At 68.5% G+C, this 17,112-nt stretch carries 19 protein-coding genes; 10 read left to right on the forward strand and 9 right to left on the reverse strand.

The window, feature by feature from the left end; all coding sequences use genetic code 11:
- Positions 1 to 91: 91 nt before the first annotated feature.
- Positions 92 to 544 carry a MarR family winged helix-turn-helix transcriptional regulator gene (locus ACSMXR_RS35900; protein WP_137233076.1) on the reverse strand — a complete coding sequence of 151 codons (453 nt, stop codon included), beginning with the start codon at positions 542 to 544 and terminating at the stop codon, positions 92 to 94.
- Between the two features lie 120 nt (positions 545 to 664).
- Here ACSMXR_RS35900 and ACSMXR_RS35905 point away from each other — a divergent pair, with 120 nt between their 5' ends.
- Positions 665 to 1,570 (forward strand): NADP-dependent oxidoreductase, encoded by a 906-nt coding sequence (locus ACSMXR_RS35905; protein WP_473170858.1) that lies wholly within the window; start codon positions 665 to 667, stop codon positions 1,568 to 1,570.
- Positions 1,571 to 1,682: 112 nt separating this feature from the next.
- Here ACSMXR_RS35905 and ACSMXR_RS35910 read toward each other — a convergent pair whose 3' ends face one another.
- From ACSMXR_RS35910 to ACSMXR_RS35925, 4 genes are all read right to left on the reverse strand, one after another.
- On the reverse strand, positions 1,683 to 2,264 hold the full coding sequence (locus ACSMXR_RS35910) for a TetR/AcrR family transcriptional regulator (RefSeq protein WP_218527286.1): 582 nt from the start codon (positions 2,262 to 2,264) through the stop codon (positions 1,683 to 1,685).
- 190 nt (positions 2,265 to 2,454) lie between these two features.
- Positions 2,455 to 3,441: a hypothetical protein gene (locus tag ACSMXR_RS35915; RefSeq protein ID WP_473170859.1), complete on the reverse strand. Its 987-nt coding sequence runs from the start codon at positions 3,439 to 3,441 to the stop codon at positions 2,455 to 2,457.
- Between the two features lie 72 nt (positions 3,442 to 3,513).
- Complete coding sequence (locus ACSMXR_RS35920; protein ID WP_364891472.1) at positions 3,514 to 5,253, reverse strand: pyruvate dehydrogenase; 1,740 nt, start codon at positions 5,251 to 5,253, stop codon at positions 3,514 to 3,516.
- Between the two features lie 320 nt (positions 5,254 to 5,573).
- Entirely contained in the window at positions 5,574 to 6,050 is a 477-nt protein-coding gene (locus ACSMXR_RS35925; protein ID WP_137233071.1) for a carboxymuconolactone decarboxylase family protein, read from the reverse strand.
- A gap of 61 nt (positions 6,051 to 6,111) precedes the next feature.
- On the opposite strand from ACSMXR_RS35925, the gene ACSMXR_RS35930 reads away from it, so the two are divergent.
- Positions 6,112 to 7,098, forward strand: coding sequence for a pirin family protein (locus tag ACSMXR_RS35930; RefSeq protein WP_473170860.1), 987 nt, complete (start codon positions 6,112 to 6,114; stop codon positions 7,096 to 7,098).
- Between the two features lie 57 nt (positions 7,099 to 7,155).
- Here the strand turns inward: ACSMXR_RS35930 and ACSMXR_RS35935 are convergent, their stop codons facing one another.
- The 3 genes from ACSMXR_RS35935 to ACSMXR_RS35945 all read right to left on the reverse strand — a co-directional run bounded on the left by ACSMXR_RS35935 (position 7,156) and on the right by ACSMXR_RS35945 (position 10,512).
- Complete coding sequence (locus tag ACSMXR_RS35935; protein WP_473170861.1) at positions 7,156 to 8,949, reverse strand: carboxylesterase family protein; 1,794 nt, start codon at positions 8,947 to 8,949, stop codon at positions 7,156 to 7,158.
- A gap of 306 nt (positions 8,950 to 9,255) precedes the next feature.
- Entirely contained in the window at positions 9,256 to 10,095 is an 840-nt protein-coding gene (locus tag ACSMXR_RS35940) for an alpha/beta fold hydrolase (RefSeq protein ID WP_473170862.1), read from the reverse strand.
- A gap of 54 nt (positions 10,096 to 10,149) precedes the next feature.
- Entirely contained in the window at positions 10,150 to 10,512 is a 363-nt protein-coding gene (locus tag ACSMXR_RS35945; protein WP_030089380.1) for a nuclear transport factor 2 family protein, read from the reverse strand.
- Positions 10,513 to 10,904: 392 nt separating this feature from the next.
- Here ACSMXR_RS35945 and ACSMXR_RS35950 point away from each other — a divergent pair, with 392 nt between their 5' ends.
- The 6 genes from ACSMXR_RS35950 (at position 10,905) to ACSMXR_RS35975 (ending at position 14,595) form a co-directional block, all read left to right on the forward strand.
- Positions 10,905 to 11,468 carry a MarR family winged helix-turn-helix transcriptional regulator gene (locus ACSMXR_RS35950; protein WP_473170863.1) on the forward strand — a complete coding sequence of 188 codons (564 nt, stop codon included), beginning with the start codon at positions 10,905 to 10,907 and terminating at the stop codon, positions 11,466 to 11,468.
- Positions 11,469 to 11,928: 460 nt separating this feature from the next.
- Positions 11,929 to 12,654: a flavodoxin family protein gene (locus tag ACSMXR_RS35955; RefSeq protein ID WP_137233067.1), complete on the forward strand. Its 726-nt coding sequence runs from the start codon at positions 11,929 to 11,931 to the stop codon at positions 12,652 to 12,654.
- A 35-nt stretch (positions 12,655 to 12,689) separates the two neighbouring features.
- The gene (locus tag ACSMXR_RS35960) at positions 12,690 to 13,646 is read left to right on the forward strand and encodes a DUF5996 family protein (protein ID WP_473170864.1); all 957 of its coding nucleotides are present in this window, start codon (positions 12,690 to 12,692) and stop codon (positions 13,644 to 13,646) included.
- Between the two features lie 113 nt (positions 13,647 to 13,759).
- Positions 13,760 to 13,936, forward strand: a complete 177-nt coding sequence (locus tag ACSMXR_RS35965; RefSeq protein ID WP_218527293.1) for a hypothetical protein — start codon at positions 13,760 to 13,762, stop codon at positions 13,934 to 13,936.
- 15 nt (positions 13,937 to 13,951) lie between these two features.
- Positions 13,952 to 14,269, forward strand: a complete 318-nt coding sequence (locus tag ACSMXR_RS35970; RefSeq protein WP_473170865.1) for a hypothetical protein — start codon at positions 13,952 to 13,954, stop codon at positions 14,267 to 14,269.
- A gap of 17 nt (positions 14,270 to 14,286) precedes the next feature.
- Positions 14,287 to 14,595 (forward strand): hypothetical protein, encoded by a 309-nt coding sequence (locus ACSMXR_RS35975; RefSeq protein ID WP_473170866.1) that lies wholly within the window; start codon positions 14,287 to 14,289, stop codon positions 14,593 to 14,595.
- On the opposite strand, the gene ACSMXR_RS35980 is transcribed toward ACSMXR_RS35975, so the two are convergent.
- Positions 14,582 to 14,893: a MoaF-related domain-containing protein gene (locus ACSMXR_RS35980; RefSeq protein WP_103512646.1), complete on the reverse strand. Its 312-nt coding sequence runs from the start codon at positions 14,891 to 14,893 to the stop codon at positions 14,582 to 14,584. The two genes, ACSMXR_RS35975 and ACSMXR_RS35980, sit on opposite strands and share 14 nt — an antisense overlap.
- Before the next feature lie 447 nt (positions 14,894 to 15,340).
- On the opposite strand from ACSMXR_RS35980, the gene ACSMXR_RS35985 reads away from it, so the two are divergent.
- A complete protein-coding gene (locus ACSMXR_RS35985; RefSeq protein WP_137233065.1) occupies positions 15,341 to 16,411 on the forward strand; it encodes an LLM class flavin-dependent oxidoreductase in 1,071 nt (356 codons plus the stop codon).
- A complete protein-coding gene (locus tag ACSMXR_RS35990; RefSeq protein ID WP_137233064.1) occupies positions 16,408 to 17,064 on the forward strand; it encodes an NADPH-dependent F420 reductase in 657 nt (218 codons plus the stop codon). The genes ACSMXR_RS35985 and ACSMXR_RS35990 overlap by 4 nt, the downstream gene beginning before the upstream one ends.
- Positions 17,065 to 17,112 lie beyond the last annotated feature (48 nt).

Here is a 17,112-nt window from a genome sequence, read left to right on the forward strand (position 1 = left end):
GGGGAGAGGGGGCGTGATCGTGGCAGTGCTGAAGTGGCCGGGCGGGGCGGCCGAGTCGCCCGTCAGGGCGTGACGGTGTGGACCGTCACCCTCATCGGGCCAGCGACCGGGCGACCGTCGCCGTGATTCCGCCGAGCTGTGCGACCTGCTCCTCGGTCAGCCGGTCGAAGAGGTGTTCACGCAGGGTCGCGTGGTAGCCCGGCGCCGTCTCGGCGTACTTTGCCGATCCCGCCTCGGTCACGGAGGCGATGGTGACGCGGGCGTCGGAAGGGTCCCGCTCGCGCGTGAGCCAGCCGTGCTTCTCCAGTCGCGACGCGAGACGGGACAGATGTGACGGGGTGACCCGGGACAGCTCGGCGAGCGAACTCATGGTGTGCGTGCGCTCCCGGTGCTCCGTCAGGCACCACAGGATCAGGAACTCGTGGTGGCAGAGGCCGTCCCGCTTGAGGCGCGCCTCCAGTGCCGCCGGAAGCCAGAGCAGCACCGACAGCATCGAGTCCCAGGTGTCCGACTCGGCCGGGAGGAGTTCGCCGTCTGCTGCCATGTGCGTGATCCTAGCACCAACCCTTGCCTCGGAAAGCAACTCGCAGTTATTTGCCGCGGAAAGGGAATCGCTGTAAGTTAATTTCCGCAGTAAGTAATTTTCGGATCTAGGAGTGACTTCATGCGTGCTGCCCGCTACCACGACTACGGCCCCGCCGACGTGATCGTCATCGACGATGTCCCTGAGCCGCACGCCGGTCCCGGTGAGATACGCATCCGGGTGGCCGCGGCCGGCGTCAACCCCGTCGACTGGAAGCTCCGCTCGGGAGAGGTCCGCGAGCACTTCCCCGTCGAGTTCCCGGCGATCCCCGGTCGCGATGCCGCCGGAGTGGTGGACGAGGTCGGCGAGGGCGTTTCGGGCGTGACTGTGGGTGACGAGGTGTTCGGCCTCGGCGGCATCTTCGGGGCGTCCGCGGAGTACGCCGTGCTGACCGCCTGGTCCGCGGTGCCCGAAGCGTGGACCCTGGAACAGGCCGCCGGAGCCGGTCTCGCGGTCGCCACCGCGGGCCGCGCGCTCGACGCGCTCGGTGACCTCTCCGGCCGCACCCTGCTGATCGAGGGAGCCGCCGGCGGGGTGGGCGGTGCCGCCGTCGCGATGGCGGCGGCGCGTGGTGCCACGGTCATCGGTACGTCGAGCCCGGCCAAGCACGCCTATCTGCGAACGCTGGGCGCCGTGCCCACCGCCTACGGTGACGGACTGGCCGACCGGGTCCGCGAACTCGCCCCCGGGGGAGTGGACGCGGCGCTCGATCTGGCGGCATCCGGATCGCTCGCCGACCTCGTCACCCTCGTCGGCCACGTGGACCGCGTCGTGACGGTTGCCGACGCGGTCCGCTCGGCGGAGCTCGGAGTACGGCACGTCTACGCCGAGAACGACGCGGCGGTGCTGGCGGAGGGTGCCGCGCTGGGCGGCCGGGGCGCGTACACCCCCTACGTACAGGCGACGTACCCGCTGGACAGGATCGCGGACGCGCACCGGGAAGCCGAGGGCGGTCATGTCCAGGGGAAGCTCATCGTCACCCTCTGACGACGGGTGATGCCATCGGCCGATGGCGCCGGTGCGCGTCCACCGCGACGGGATTCCGCATGACGGCTCGGGCCCGGGAGACTCTCCCGGGCCCGAACCGTTGCCCAGGGGTTCAGAGAGGGGTGCGGAAGGTGCCCTCGCTGGCCAGCTCCAGCAGAAGGTCGCGCGCGGTCGAGATGCTGCTCTCGTCCTGCTCTCCGTAGACGGCGGCCATGGCGATCCCCTCGGCGGCCCTCCGCACGATCAGGATGCGTTCGGGGCTGATCCCGTCGAGGGCGAGCTGCTCGTCCCACCACGCGGCGTTCTCCTCCATGACCGGAGCGACCGCGGGGATCGTGTAGAGACCGCCCCACATCGGTGCCGACGTGAAGTCGCGGGCCGTCGCAGCCTCGGCGCTCCCCGCGCAGAGCGCGCGAACGTACGCGCGGAGCATCTTTCCCGGGTAGTTCTCGGACAGGTCGAGGTGGCTGCGGACCGTCTCCCGGAAGCGTTCGTGCGTGTCCTCCACCAGAGCGACCACCAACTGGTCCCTGCTGCCGAAATGGTGGATCAGACCACTCTTCGACACCCCGGCGGCCGCGGCCACCTGAGCCAGGGTCACGGCGGCACCCTTGTCCAGGATCACCTGGACGGCCGCATCGAGCACCGCACGCCGTGTGCGCTCGGCGTTGCGTGTCTGTCGCCCGTCGGTCACCCGATCCACCCGCCCGTCCTGACGTCGCCTACTGACCAATTGGTCCACTTTACAACACGGTAGGACGGTAGATCGGGGTGTGAGGAGGCGTCCTGAGAGCGGACCCGCGGTCATGGACACCCGTACGGCCCGCAGCTTCACCGACGCCGGGCGCAGCGTCCTTTGCCGGCCTCAGTTCTCCTTGCCGACCTCAGCTCTCCTGCTGACCTTGCTGCTCGGCGAGGATACGCAGCCGCTCGCCGGTGCCGTCACGTCCGGCCCGCCATACGCCGTGCTTGGCCAGAATTCCGTTGCCCAGGGCCTGCACGGTCCTGTTCGCCGGTGCGGCCAAGGCCGTGGAGGTGTGGGGGGCGTAGAGAGCCTCCGTATCGCTCCGGGCCGTCAGCCAGCCGGTGAAGGTCATCATGGCCAGACCGACGTTCTGCGGGCGGAAGGAGTGTGCGAGCAGACCCGCGCGCCTCCCGCCGGGCGGAAGCAGACCCGGAGGTGACAGCAGCCGGAACCCGGTGTGGTCACGCCCGACGATCTCGACCGGCACCACCACGGGGTACCCGTCCGCACCCCGGTAGGCCAGCAGCCGGTACGGAAGGGGGTTGATCTTCCGCGAGAGCTTGGCGACGTCGACGCGAGGTGCTGTGCCGTTCTCGGGCGCCCGCTGTTCCGCGGGGGCGTCCGGCCAGGCGGGTCCGGTGACCTCTTGCGGCCCGTAGGCGGCCAGGTCGGGCCAGCTGGCCATCCTCCTGACGTCGACATCGACGCACACCCGGGCTCGTCGGTACTCGTGCAGCAGCCAGTCCCAGGCCCGGCCGCTCTTTCCCGGGCCGAAGAAGCGATCGGACGCGTTGAGAACATCGTCCAGTCGCTGGGGCGAAGGGCGCATGTCCACCACGGCGTCGCCCTGGGCGAGGACGTAGTCCTCCGGGCGGGCGAATCCGTGTTCGCGCGTGTGGTAGGCGAGCGCGATACGGGGATCACGGAGGATGCGCTCCAGCTTCTTGGGGAAGCCGAGCGAGGTAGTGAACCCGATCCGTCCCGCAGTCCGGTCGGTGAGGCCGAGCGGGGAGACGCTGACGACGACGGCGCCACCGGCCGGGGTGACGTAGGCGACCGCGACGTTCAGGTCTCCTGACAGCACCTCGTGTGCCGTGTCGGACCAGCGCAGGGGAGTGGAGGTCATGAGCCGATCCCTCGCAGTGTCTCTTCCATCGATAAAACCTTTCCTGATGCGGATGGTGCTGGCCGGATCCGCTCAGGGGCGGGGGATGTTGCGCAGATTCGCCCGAGCCAGGTCGAGCATCTTGCCGACGCCTCCGTCGAGCACCGTCCGGCCCGCGGCGAAGGCGAACCCCTTGATCTGGGCGGCCGAGATGTGCGGCGGTATGGAGAGCGCGTTGGGGTCGGTCACCAGGTCGACCAGGAACGGTCCGTCATGGGCGAGCGCCCGCTTGAGCCCTTCGGCGACATCCCCGGGGTGCTCGATGCGGATCGACTCGATGCCCACGCTGCGGGCGATGGCCGCGAAGTCCACCGGCTCGTGGTCGGTCTCGTGCTCGGGCAGTCCTTCGACCAGCATCTCCAGCTTGACCATGCCGAGCGAGGAGTTGTTGAAGACGATCGTCTTCACCGGCAGATCGTGCAGCTTCACGGTGAGCAGTTCGCCCATCAGCATGCCCAGTCCACCGTCACCCGACATCGAGATCACCTGGCGCCCGGGTTCGGCGAACTGTGCGCCGATGGCGTGCGGCAGAGCGTTGGCCATCGTGCCGTGCACGAACGAACCGATCACCCGGCGCCGGCCGTTGGGGGTCAGATAGCGCGCTGCCCACACGTTGGACATGCCGGTGTCCACGGTGAACACCGCGTCGTCGGAGGCGAGTTCGTCCAGAACCGAGGCCGCGTACTCGGGGTGGATGGGGGTGTGCCGCTCGACGTCATGGGTGTAGGGGGAGACCACCGCCTCCAGCGAGCGGGCGTGCTTGCGCAGCATCCGGTGCAGAAAGCCGCGGTCCTCCTTCGCCTCGACCAACGGGAGCACGGCCCGCAGCGTCTCCCGTACGTCACCGTGCACCCCGAGCTCCAGAACGGTGCGACGGCCGAGACGGCCGGCGTCGTGGTCGATCTGCACGCTTCGTGCTTGCGGCAGGAAGTCGTTGTACGGGAAGTCGGTACCGAGCAGGACGACCAGGTCGGCCTCGTGCATCGCGTCGAAGCAGGCGCCGTAGCCGAGCAGACCGCTCATGCCGATGTCGTAGGCGTTGTCGAACTGGATCCACTCCTTGCCCCGCAAGCTGTGCCCGACGGGGGCGCCCGCCTTCTCGGCGAGCGCCATGACCTCGGCGTGGGCGTCCCGCACTCCCGCGCCGCAGAAGAGCATCACCTTCCGTGCCGCGTTGAGCTTGTCGGCCAGCTTCCGCACCTGTGCGGCCGGGGCGACGACCCGGCCGCGCTCGGTGACCAGGTGGCCGGCTCCCGTCGGGTTGACGGCCTTGTCGTGTGCGACATCGCCGGGTATCACCAGGACCGACACCCCGCTGTTGCCCAGAGCGCGTTGCATGGCGATCCGCAGAACCCGTGGCATCTGCCCGGGTGTGCTGATCATCTCGCAGTAGTCGCTGCAATCGGTGAACAGCCGTTCCGGGTGGGTCTCCTGGAAGAAGCCGGTGCCGATCTGGTGGGACGGGATGTGGGAGGCGATGGCGAGGACGGGCGCACCGGAACGGTGCGCGTCGTACAGGCCCTGGATCAGGTGCGTATTCCCGGGGCCGCAGCTTCCGGCGCACACCGCGAGTCTGCCGGTCAGCTGTGCCTCCGCCGCCGCGGCGAACGCGGCCGCCTCCTCGTTCCGTACGTGTACCCACTCGATGCCGTCCGTGCGGCGCACCGCGTCGACCACCGAATTGAGGCTGTCGCCCACCACCCCGTAGATCCGCTCAACCCCCGCCTGGCGCAGGACGTCCACCATCTGCTGGGCCACGGTCTGATTCCGCATCGCCGGACTTCTCCCCTCGGACTGCACACCTGTGTTGTGTGACGATCGGCAGCCAATATAGTTGATACGTCTACTTCATGGCGGCCCGGGCGTCGCTGTGCCGGAGAGAGGGGCGGCGAGGACCGGATCGGCCGGACCGTCGACGAGTGTGGAGAAAGGGTCGATACGTGCACGGTGTGGACGCGTGCGAGCCTCGCGTTGCCGGGAGGCATCGAGCGGGCCAGCTGGGAGACGCCGCTACTGACGGCCGTCGGCGCCCTCGTGGAGAGGCCGCGGACTGCGGCTCGTCTCCACGGAGGGGGGCGTCGACCGCTCCGGTGTCAGGCCTCCTTCACCGGGTGCCCGCTCATGATCGACACGCGGTTGAACGCGTTGATGCTGATGGCGACCCAGAGCACGGCCGAGATCTGCTCGTCGGTGAGATCGTCGCGTGCCGCGGCGGCCGCACCGCCCCGCGCGGATCCGTTCAGGCTGGTCGTCTCCTCCGCCAGGGTCAGCGCGGCGCGCTCCGCGGCGGTGAAGACCTCGGTCTCGCGCCAGGCGGGCAGCAGCCCGAGGCGCTCCGGGCTCTCCCCGGCTTCGAGCGCCGCGCGAGTGTGGGCGCGCAGGCAGTAGGCGCATCCGTTGATCTGGGAGACGCGCAGGTTGACCAGTTCCACCAGGGTGACCGGCAGGCCGGCGCGGGCGGCCGCCGCTCCGGCGGCCTGTGCGGTCCGTGCGAGAGCGCGGAACGCTTCGGGGTCGAACTTGTCGATGAACACCTTCTTGGCGCGGCTCGATGCCGAGGTGATGGTCACGGTCTGCTCCCTGCGATCGAAGTAATGTTGAACAGTAAACTATATGTCTGGAGAGTCGAGCATGAGCAACGTCGAACGTGAACCCGTCGGCAGGCACGGCACGCGGGTACCGGAGGCGGCTGAACCCGCCCTCCACAGCGTTGAGATCCTGACACCGCGTGATGTCCCCCTGGGCGGCCCGCGGTCCATGAACGTGCGCCGCACCCTTCCTCAGCGGGCCCGCAGTTTCGTGGGCGCCTGGTGCTTCGTCGACCACTACGGACCCGACGACGTCGCCCTGCGCGGCGGGATGGACCTCCCGCCGCATCCCCACACCGGCCTGCAGACGGTCACCTGGCTGTTCGACGGCGAGGTGGAGCACCGGGACAGTCTCGGCAGCCACGCCTATGTGCGCCCCGGCGAGATCAATCTGATGACGGGGGGCCGCGGCATCTGCCATTCCGAGGTCTCCACCGCTCGCACCACCGTCCTGCACGGCGTGCAGCTGTGGGTGGCGCTGCCGGACGAACACCGCGAGGCGGAACGGGACTTCCAGCGGTACGTGCCATCACCGATCCGGAAGGACGGCGCCGAGATCAGGGTGTTCCTCGGCTCCCTGCTGGACGCGGTCTCGCCGGTCCACACCTTCACGCCGCTGCTCGGCGCCGAGCTGATCCTGGAGGCCGGCGCCTCCCTCACGCTGAGCGTCGACGCCACCTTCGAACACGGCCTCCTGGTGGACGAGGGAGACATCGAGCTCAACGGGACGGCGCTGAGCCCTGCCCAGCTCGGATTCCTGCCTCCGGGCAACGGTTCGCTGACTGTCCGCAACACATCTTCTGCCCGGGCCCGGGTCATCCTGCTGGGCGGTCCGCCTTTCGAGGAGGAGATCGTCATGTGGTGGAACTTCATCGGCCGCAGCCACGACGACATCGTGCGGGCCCGCAAGGACTGGGAGGAGGCGTCCGAACGCTTCGGCGCGGTGGAGGGGTACGCCGGTGATCGGCTGCCGGCCCCGGAACTGCCCAACGCGACGCTCGCACCCCGCCGTAACCCGCCCACCTCCTGAAACCACCGCCCGCGGGAGTCGTGATCCCGCGGGCGGCCGACGCCGGCTCGGGACGCGCTACGCGAGAGGCCCGTCGTAGCGCATCCAGAAGTCGACGGCATCGGGGCGAGGCCGGGGTACGACGGTGCTGCCGCCATCGAACCTCATCACCTTCTCGGCCTCCTCCCGCAGGGTGGGCCAGACCGGCAGCCCCGGCCCGTTGGGATCTCCCGTACGTGCGAAGTTGATCCAGAACCCGCTCATCTGGTCACGCAGGGTGTAGTCGCGCCGCCCGTAGGCGGCGTGCCCGTCCTTGCCGAGGTTGTCGTACGCGTACATCACCTCCGCCCCGTGATAGGCGCCGAACCTCCGGAGACCGGCTTCCGGGGGGACGTGCGCGAAGTAGTAGGAGTAGACGTCCGCCTTCCCCGTCCGCGTCTGCAAGGTCCCCCACTGCCGCATGGCCCGGGTCATGATCTTGTCGGTCTCGGCCCGGAGGAGGGAATCGAGCACCTGCTCCTCCGTGTCGCCGGGGTAGAGGCGCAGGAAGAGCTCCGCGTCCGCACCGTGTTCCTGACGCACCTTCTGCCGGTAGCCGCCCACGTCGGCGTCCGGGGGGCTCAGCAGAGCGAGAGAGGCCTCGTCCGCGTTGCTCCCGACGAGCATGGGCACATCCAGTTGGTCGCCCGCGGCGTATATCTCCGCGGGAGTCCGGTCCAGCACCAGGCCGTCGATGGACGGCCGCCAGTGGCTCTTCAGCGACTTGGCCGCGTCCACCACCCGTTCCACGGGCATGCGGCGCATCTCCTCCACGGTGGCGCCCCCGAGCTTCTCGCTCAGGCGCCGCCCCGCCTCCTCGGCCGCCGGCCCGGTGTCGTACTGATCGCCCCGCTCGGTGTTCCCGCGCGTCCCCATGCAGGCTCCACCGCCGCCGATGATGCCGTGGACCAGCCCCTTCGCGCGCGGTGTCGCCCCGAGGACGCACACGCTCTCGCCACCGGCGGACTGACCCGCGATCGTCACCCGGTCCGGGTCGCCGCCGAAGGCCGCGATGTTCTGACGGACCCACCGCAGAGCGGCGATCTGGTCGAGTACGCCGTAGTTGCCCGAGGCGCCGGCCTCGGACTCCTCGGCCAGCGCGGGGTGCGACAGGAAGCCGAGCACCCCGAGCCGGTAGTTGATCGTGACGGCGATCGTCTCGCCTCTGGAGGCCAGCGACTCACCGTCGTACAGCGGGAGGGCGCCGGATCCGGTGGCGAATCCTCCGCCGGGTATGTAGACGATCACGGGGAGTTTCGCCGATGCGGGCTTCCTGCCGCGCCAGATGTTGAGGTAGAGACTGTCCTCGCTCACCGGATAGGGATTGAGGAGCGTGTTCTCCAAGGGAGCTTCCACCACCTGCGACAGTGCCCGGGTGAGGAAGGTGGAGGCCGGCTGAACGGGAACGTCGGAGAACCGGTCGGCGCTGAGCAGCCCCGTACGAGGTTCGGGGGGCTGCGGCGGACGCCAGCGTCGGTCTCCGACCGGGGGGCGGGCATAGGGAATCCCGGCGAAGATCTCGACATCGCGCTCATCGTTGAGAACGCCCCTGACCGGCCCTTCTTGCGTCACCACGGTCCGGGACGGCCAGGGATCGGCGCCTCCCGCCACGCGGTTCTGCGGCGACGGATAGGCGAGGACGGCCGTGGTGCAGACGAACACCGCCGCCAGCAGCCACGCCCCCGCCTTGAGCAGAGCGGGACCTCGAAGCCACCAGCGCACGGTGAGAACGAGCACCCCCAGGGCGGCGGCGACGAGCACCCACCCCCACCACGGGCTCCGGTTGAGCCAGGAGAGCACGGAGACGACAACGGTCAGAAGAGCGAAGGACACCCACGTCCACGGAGACCGTCCCGGACTGCGCTGACCGCGCCGTCCGCGCGCCGATTCTTCGCGGGCGGTCCGAGCGGTGCCGGTCGTATGCCGCTCTTTTCGCGTTCCCACCACTGTCTTTTCCTTCGTCTCACTCCCTTCGGTCCGTCCGTCGGGTGCACTCGTTCTTCCAGTTCCACCGGAACGGAGCCACGGTGTCGAGGACACCGACGCGCCGACCCGCGGCCGACACAAGCTTCTCCTCGCCCCGCAGCGGCTGATCGGCCGCTGCGGGGCGAGGAGAAGGGGGCCGGTGTTGCGGCCGTCCTAGCCGAGGAAGGCGCGAAGGGCCGCGTTGACCTCGTCGGCATGCGTCCAGAGCAGTCCGTGCGGGGCGCCCTCGACCTCCACGTACTGCGCCTCGGGCAGCTCACGGCGGAAACGCCGGGCGGTCGCGTCGATGGGCAGGATCTGGTCGGCCGTTCCGTGCAGGATGAGGGCCGGCTTGCCGCTGTCGCGGACCGCCTCGACATCGGCGCGGAAGTCCTCGATCCAGGCGGGAACGACCGCGTAGGCCGCCACGGGCGCGCTCGACGTCGCGACGTTCCAGCTCGCGGTCACAGCCTCCTGGCTGATACGGCTGCCGAGGTTCTCGTCGAGGTTGTAGAAGTTGGCGAAGAACTGGGTGTACCAGGCGTACCGGTCACCCTTCGCCGCTGCCGCGATTCCGTCGAACACCTCTTGCGGCACCCCGTCGGGGTTGTCGTCGCGAGCGACGAGGAACGGCTCCAGCGAGGCCAGGAACGCCAGCTTCGCGACTCTCTCGTGCCCGTACCGCGAGACGTAGCGAGCAAGCTCGCCCGTGCCCATCGAGAAGCCGACGAGAACGACATCGCGGAGATCGAGATCTTCCAGCAGGGCGTTCAGGTCGGCGGCGAACGTGTCGTAGCCGTATCCCGTACCGACCTTCGACGACCGGCCGAAGCCACGACGGTCGTAGGTGATGACGCGGTATCCGGCCTCCAGCAGGTCCCGGGTCTGCCGCTCCCAGCTGTGACCGTTCAACGGATACCCGTGGATCAGCACGACGGGCTGACCCGTTCCCTGGTCCTCGTAGTACAGCTCGATCGGCGTGCTGTTCTCACTGCCGACGGTGATGTACCCCATGTTCTTCTCCCTTTCCGAGATAGACGAACGTGCTGGTCGAACGATGTCCCCGCGTCAGACCATCGGGTTGCCGCTGACGGTCCGGTCCGCCTCGACGTACGGCTGGACGACGTCCCAGTGCTCGACGACGCGGCCGTTCTCGAAGCGGAAGATGTCGACGATCGCCGCGTCGCCGTCGGGATGCCAGCCGCTCACCCGGCTGTGCGCGATGACGAAGTCGCCGTCCTCGAACACCCGCTCGGGATTCCAGCGGAAGCCCTCCAGCGTCGGCACCGCGGCGCGGAGTCCGTCCAGCCCGTTGGGCAGGTTGGGGCTGTGCTGGATGTACGGCTCGGCCCAGTAGCGGTCCAGAGCGGTCACATCCTTGTCGTGGAAAAGCTCCCGCATGGCTGTGAGCAGGGTTTCCTTGTTCGACATACCTGGACTCCTTGAAGGTTCCGGTCGGCCGGTACGGCCGACCGTCGAGGGCCACGACCGAATACGGCGTCATGCCGGGGAACGAGAATGGCCTGCGGGTGAATTCCCACGATCTCGACGGCGACCGTTCCGGTGTGGACCGTAGGCCGTCATTCTGCCGCTGGTCACCGTGAACATCGTTCGCGTGTCGGATTCGTTGGCCGGCCTCACCCGCAATGCGCCGGGGTATGCCGCGAGCGTCTTAGCGGAGAGCTGACGTGCGGCACGACTAGATTCCTCTTACGAGGGTAGTCATAGAGGTGAGTTGAACGCGCAACTCACTGATGGACCCAATAATACGAAGGCTTCGCTGTTTGGCAAGCCGGGCAGAGCCGGAGAGGTGGCGGACCCGATTGTCCGATCTCGTATCGCCGCAGCCCGGCGGACAGGACCGACTCCTTCCCTCTGCTGAATCCGCCGACGTCGCGAAGCCCTGGGCGGCAGGAGAGCATCGGGAGAACTGGCAGTCGCTGGTGATTCTCGCGCACCTGGTCGAAGCCGAGCTGGAGCGGAAGACGCAGTGCGACGCGGGCATCGCGCACAGCCACTTCAAGATCCTTGCGCTGCTCGCGGGTGCGGACCGGTACACGATGGGACTCACCCGCCTGGGTCGCGCACTGCGGTTCCACAAGAGCCGGCTCTCCCACGCACTCCGTTCGCTGGAGGAGGCCGGTCTGCTCCGTCGTGAGGACACCCCCGACAAGGGCCGCGCCTATCAGGCCGTCCTCACGCGACGCGGCCTCGACCTCGTGGAACGAGTGCTTCCACTGCAGGACGTCTTCGCCCGTGACGTCGTGCTCTCGGGTCTCACCGCGACCGAGATCGCGCAACTGCGCACGCTCGCCGAGAAGATCATCGCCAACCTGGACGCCGACAGGAGTGGCCAGGTCTTCCGGCGCGGAGAGGCATCTAGTTGACACGTCAAGTGTCGGTGCTAGTGTACGGCGGCATGCGCAAGCCGTCGCCCGAGGGGAGCATGGTCGGACAATCAGTGCGAGGTGATCGCAGGATTCGACGACGAATTTTCTCCTGTCTGCACACAGGAGACAGAAATTTCGGAAGTTACGGGGCAGGGTCCGGTTCGGCGTGAAGGGTGAACAGGACCGTCCCAGGGTTTTGCACGCCCGGATCCAGGGAATCTCCGGCCACGACGTCGGTCAATTCCGGAACGAGTCGTGGCACATCGCCGAGTCGCCTCCGGACCCACCTTCCGGAAGGCTTGTCTTTTCCTGCGCGGAGACCCTGGAAGCGAAGTAGGAGCGCGGTCCTCGCACACTGCCTGCCGCCAGGCTGCCGTGCCGGATACGCATAAGGCCGGACACGAAGAAGTCGGCTCTCGGGGGCCGACAGCACCGAATACCCGGAAGGACCACCGCGATGAACGCTCCCGTGATCGAAAAGCCCGACTTCAGCGGGCTGAGCGCGATGTACATCAACTGCACCCTGAAACGATCTCCCGAGCGCAGCCACACCCAGGGTGTGATCGACCGCAGCGTGGCCATCATGGAGGCGAACGGAGTCAGCGTGGACCAGATCCGCGCCGTCGACCACGACATCGCCACCGGTGTCCGCCCGGACATGACCGAACACGGCTGGGACACCGACGAGTGGCCCGCACTCCTTCAGCGGATCCTCGCCGCCGACATCCTCGTCATCGGCGGATCGATCTGGCTCGGAGACAACAGCTCGGTGACCCGGCGCGTCATCGAACGGCTCTACGGCTACTCCGGCGTGCTCAACGAGCAGGGGCAGTACGCCTACTACGGACGTGTCGGCGGCTGCCTGATCACCGGCAACGAGGACGGCCTCAAGCACTGCGCCATGAGCATCCTCTACAGCCTGCAGCACATCGGCTTCGCCGTCCCGCCCCAGGCGGACGCCGGCTGGCTCGGCGAGGTCGGCCCGGGCCCTTCCTACCTCGACGAGGGATCCGGCGGGCCCGAGAACGACTTCGCCAACCGGAACATCTCGTTCATGACGTACAACCTCCTCCACCTCGCGTCGATGATCCGCGACACCGGCGGCTTTCCCGCCTACGGCAACCAGCGCTCGGCCTGGGACGCCGGCTGCCGCCCCGACTACGCCAACCCCGAATACCGCTGACCCGCTTGCAGGCGCTACCGAGGATGTGAGCTGCGATGACCGCACCGGCTGCCACGAACTGGCCGAGCCTGAGAGTCTCCGACTGGACCGCGACCCGCGACACCCTGCACATGTGGACCCAGATCGTGGGCAAGATCCGCATGGCCCACGCACCCCTGGTCAACCACTGGTGGCAGGTGACCTTGTACGTCAGCCCCCGCGGGCTGACGACATCGACCATCCCGTACCGCTCCGGGGCGTTCGAGATCGAATTCGACTTCGTCGGTCACCGGCTCGAAGTCCGCAGCAGCGACGGCGGTGTGCGCGGCTTTCCGCTCCGGCCCATGGCGGTGGCCGAGTTCTACGCCCAGGTCCGGCACACGCTCGACGCGCTCGGGATCGAGGCCCCGATCCATCCGCACCCCAACGAGGTCGAGCCGGCGATCCCCTTCGCCGAGGACCACGACCACGCCTCCTACGACGGTGAGGCGGCGACCCTGTTCTGGCGACAGCTGCTGCAGGCGAACCGGGTCATGGGGGAGTTCCGGTCGCACTTCGTGGGCAAGGTCAGCCCGGTGCACTTCTTCTGGGGAGCGATGGATCTCGCCTGCACCCGCTTCTCCGGGCGGGTGGCTCCTCCGCACCCCGGCGGCGCACCCAACTGCGGGGACTGGGTCATGGTCGAGGGCTACTCCCGGGAGCTTTCCAGCTGCGGATTCTGGCCCGGCGGCGGTGAGGAAGGAGCCTTCTACGCGTACGCCTATCCCGAACCCGAAGGGTTCGCCGATGGGCAGGTAGGTCCCGAAAGCGCCTACTTCAGCCCCGAGTTCAAGCAGTTCCTGCTGCCCTACGAGGCCGTCCGCTCCGCGCCCGACCCCGACCGCGCGGTCGCCGAGTTCCTGCACACCACCTACGAGGCCGCCGCGGTGCTCGGGGAGTGGGACCGCGCCGCGTTGGAAGACGACCCCTTCCGGTGGGACGGAACCTCCACGCCCCGCTGGTCGCCCAAGTAGCCCGTCGCGAGCTCCGGCTGCTGACATTTGTCATGCGCGGCGATGACAGCTGTCACCGCGAGCCGTGACAGCTCGCCCTGCCGCACGGGCATGAGCAGGGCGATCCTGGACTCATGACTCAGAACGTGATGGAGGCCGGGAAGCCGCGGCGCATGTTCGCCGCTGGGTACGAGGCCGTTCGCAGCGTCTCCTTCCCGGCCGCACGCGGCCGACTGCCCGCCCTGCTCGGTACGGACAGGGCGGGCGGGAGCTCGACCGCCGAGCTCCGCCAAGAGCTCCGGGCTCGCTGACGGGAGCCGGCCCTGGTGCCCCTCGGCGACGCCGATGCGCTGTTCCTCGACGAACCGGCAATCGGCCAGGACGCCGAAAGGCGTGATGACGAACGGGAGTTGGATCGCGACCTCCGCGACGAAGCCGCGATGCTCCTGCTCGCCACGCACGATGCTCTGCTCGCCGGGCCGAGGACCTGGCCGACCGGCTCGGCGGGCACCACCGGGCACGAGGCTGTGGGCCGGCAGTCGGCTCTGCCTTTCCGGCCATGGTGGGCGAGCAAAGGACATGGAAGCACGGTTCGCGGTGGCCGGGGGAGGGACTGCGGTTCGGACACGATCCGCGCGAAGTGATGGGAAGGAACCTCACGGTGAAAGCGCTCGATCGCGAGCCGGCCGGTATGAGCGACGAGGGTGGGACCGAGCCGGACGCGCGGTCCGCGGACACGCGGCCGCTCACCGGCGACGGACACTCCGTCCTGTTCACGATGGCCGCCATGCTGTCCCTGGAGGACGACATGAGGGTCGTCTCCAGCCTGAACGAATGCCTGACCCCCATGGAGGGCTCCCGGGATGCGGAGCTCGGCGAGGGCCAGGAGGCCAGGGCCGCTCAGGCGGCGACCACACCGCCGCTGCTCGCCGATGACGAGCAGCGCGGTGAGGTCGTCAGGCCTCCTTGATGGTCCCGACGAAGTTGTAGAGGGTGCCGTCGACGGTGACGTTGGAGTACACCGTGGCGTTCGCGAAGTCCTCCACATGCGTCACGGTGGCGCCACTGGCCTCGGTCCAGGAATTGAGGTACAGACCCTCGCGGATCTCCTTGAGATCCAGCTCGACGGTCTCGGCGTGGCCGTCGGGTGCGAGCCCTCCACCCTGCTCGACCACGAAACTGCCCTGGGAAGGCGAGTCGAACGTGAAGTTCACTTTGAGCGGCCCCAGTTCGAACCTGTAGCTCTTGCCGACCAACGGATGGGTCATGGCGTTTCCTTCTCTTGAATGCCGGGGGATCCGACTGGCGAGGTCAACGCTCGGATGGCGGTTCACGGGGCTGTCTGAGCGCCTGACCCATGCAAGGTCGCTCGCAACTGACGGCAGTCGCAGCTTGCCGGACCTCGGGGGAGCGGTACTGACCACTTTGCCGCTCAGGTCGGCGCCTCGCCCGCCGTGGGGCTGTCAGGCCGACTGCGGACTCCCCGCCAGGTCGCTGACGTGCGGATACTCCGCCGCCCGCCCACCTCTTTGTTGACGCATAAACAATAAAATGGCAGAGTTGATGTGTCAACTTAATCGCAGGGGGATGACGGGGCGCCCAAGGGGGCTGTGATCGGGCGGACCTACCCCCCCCCAGGGGCAGGCCCCGGCCTCGCCTCGCAGCGGCGTGCGATCTCGCACTGAGCCCACGTAAGCGTTGAAGGAAGGCCCACGATGGATGCTTCGCCAATCGAGTTCGGAATCGACAGCTTCGGAGACCTGCCCCGCAACGACCGGGGCGCGATCGTCTCGCACGCGGAAGCGATCCGCGCCGCGGTGGCCGAAGCGGTCCTTGCCGACGAGGTCGGTATCGACGTGGTCGCGCTGGGCGAGCACCACCTGCCCGAGTTCGCCATCTCCAGCCCCGAGACCGTGCTCGCCGGTATCGCGACCGTCACGAAACGCATCCGGCTCGCGTCGGGCGTGACGGTGTTGTCCTCGGACGACCCGGTGCGGGTGTTCCAGCGGTTCGCCACGGTCGACGCGCTGTCCGGCGGACGGGCCGAGGTGATCCTCGGACGCGGCTCGTTCACCGAGTCGTTCCCGCTGTTCGGGTACGACCTCAAGGACTACGAGGTGCTGTTCGAGGAGAAGATCGACCTTTTCCACCGGCTCCTGGACGAGACGCCGGTCACCTGGGAAGGAACCACACGCCCCGCCCTGCACGCCGCGGACGTGTACCCGAAGACCGAATCGGGACGCCTCAACACCTGGGTGGGCGTCGGCGGGACACCGCAGTCCGTGATCCGCACGGCACAGTACGGATTCCGGCTCATGCTCGCCATCATCGGCGGCGCTCCCGACCGGTTCGCTCCCTACGTGGATCTGTACCGGCGGGCGAGCGAGGAGTTCGGCACGACCGCACGGCCGGTCGGGCTGCACTCGCCCGGCTTCATCGCCTCCACCGACGAGGAGGCCAAGGAGCTCTTCTACCCCGGGTACAAAGAGACACGGGACCGGATCGGGGCGCTGCGCGGCTGGCCGCCGCTCCGCCGGGAGGAATTCAACGCCGAGGTGGACCACGGGTCGCTGTACGTCGGTTCGGTCGAGACGGTCGCGACCAAGATCGCGCACGCCGTCCGGGTGCTGGACGCGGGCCGATTCGACTTGATCTACTCCGCCGCCGGCACCGTTTCGGCGTCGGCCCGGCTTCGGGCGGTCGAGCTGTACGGTACCCAGGTCATCCCCCGGGTCCGCGAGCTTCTGGCTGAACAGCCCGCGGCCACGGCCGGAGCGAAGCGATGAGCACCATCGGGATTCTGGGGGCCGGGAAGATCGGCACCGTACTGGCGCGTCGGGCTGGCGCTGCCGGCTATCGGGTCCTGATCTCCGGGTCCGGCGACCCCGCCAAGATCGTGCTGACCACCAAGGTCCTCACCCCGGGGGCGACGGCCGTATGGCCGGCCCAGGCCGCGGAAGCCGCCGACGTGGTGATCCTCGCTCTTCCGCTCGGCAGACACCGAGAGCTCCCCGTGCCCGAACTTGCGGGGAAGCTGGTCATCGACGCGATGAACCACTGGTGGGAGGTCGACGGCCCGCGCGACACGATCCTCCCGCCGGAGGCCTCATCGAGCGAGACCGTGCAGGGGTTCCTGAAGGGCGCCCGCGTCGTGAAGGCCTTCAACCACATGGGCTACCACGACCTCGAGGGCGAGGCGCGTGCGGCAGGCGCCCCCGGGCGCAAGGCGATCGCGATCGCCGGCCGGCTGCCCGAGGATCTCGCCACCGTGTCCGCACTGGTCGACACGTTCGGATTCGATCCGCTGATCATCGGCGACCTCGCGGCAGGTATCCGGCTCGAACCCGGAACACCCGCCTTCGGCGCCAACGTCGATACCGCTCAGCTCCGAGTCCTTACCGGGACCCCCGCTCAGGCAGGACTCGTCGAGCACTCGTAGACCGAAAGCACCTGAGCTGGATCACGATGTTTCCGATCCAGTCGTGAT

It is taken from the genome of Streptomyces sp. DSM 106670 (assembly GCF_055792845.1).

Coding starts and splice junctions, on each gene's coding strand:
- ACSMXR_RS35900 (WP_137233076.1), bottom strand. CDS start 544: ATGGCAGCAGACGGCGAACTCCTCCCGGCCGAGTCGGACACCTGGGAC.
- ACSMXR_RS35905 (WP_473170858.1), top strand. CDS start 665: ATGCGTGCTGCCCGCTACCACGACTACGGCCCCGCCGACGTGATCGTC.
- ACSMXR_RS35915 (WP_473170859.1), bottom strand. CDS start 3,441: ATGACCTCCACTCCCCTGCGCTGGTCCGACACGGCACACGAGGTGCTG.
- ACSMXR_RS35920 (WP_364891472.1), bottom strand. CDS start 5,253: ATGCGGAATCAGACCGTGGCCCAGCAGATGGTGGACGTCCTGCGCCAG.
- ACSMXR_RS35930 (WP_473170860.1), top strand. CDS start 6,112: ATGAGCAACGTCGAACGTGAACCCGTCGGCAGGCACGGCACGCGGGTA.
- ACSMXR_RS35940 (WP_473170862.1), bottom strand. CDS start 10,095: ATGGGGTACATCACCGTCGGCAGTGAGAACAGCACGCCGATCGAGCTG.
- ACSMXR_RS35945 (WP_030089380.1), bottom strand. CDS start 10,512: ATGTCGAACAAGGAAACCCTGCTCACAGCCATGCGGGAGCTTTTCCAC.
- ACSMXR_RS35955 (WP_137233067.1), top strand. CDS start 11,929: ATGAACGCTCCCGTGATCGAAAAGCCCGACTTCAGCGGGCTGAGCGCG.
- ACSMXR_RS35960 (WP_473170864.1), top strand. CDS start 12,690: ATGACCGCACCGGCTGCCACGAACTGGCCGAGCCTGAGAGTCTCCGAC.
- ACSMXR_RS35965 (WP_218527293.1), top strand. CDS start 13,760: ATGACTCAGAACGTGATGGAGGCCGGGAAGCCGCGGCGCATGTTCGCC.
- ACSMXR_RS35980 (WP_103512646.1), bottom strand. CDS start 14,893: ATGACCCATCCGTTGGTCGGCAAGAGCTACAGGTTCGAACTGGGGCCG.
- ACSMXR_RS35985 (WP_137233065.1), top strand. CDS start 15,341: ATGGATGCTTCGCCAATCGAGTTCGGAATCGACAGCTTCGGAGACCTG.
- ACSMXR_RS35990 (WP_137233064.1), top strand. CDS start 16,408: ATGAGCACCATCGGGATTCTGGGGGCCGGGAAGATCGGCACCGTACTG.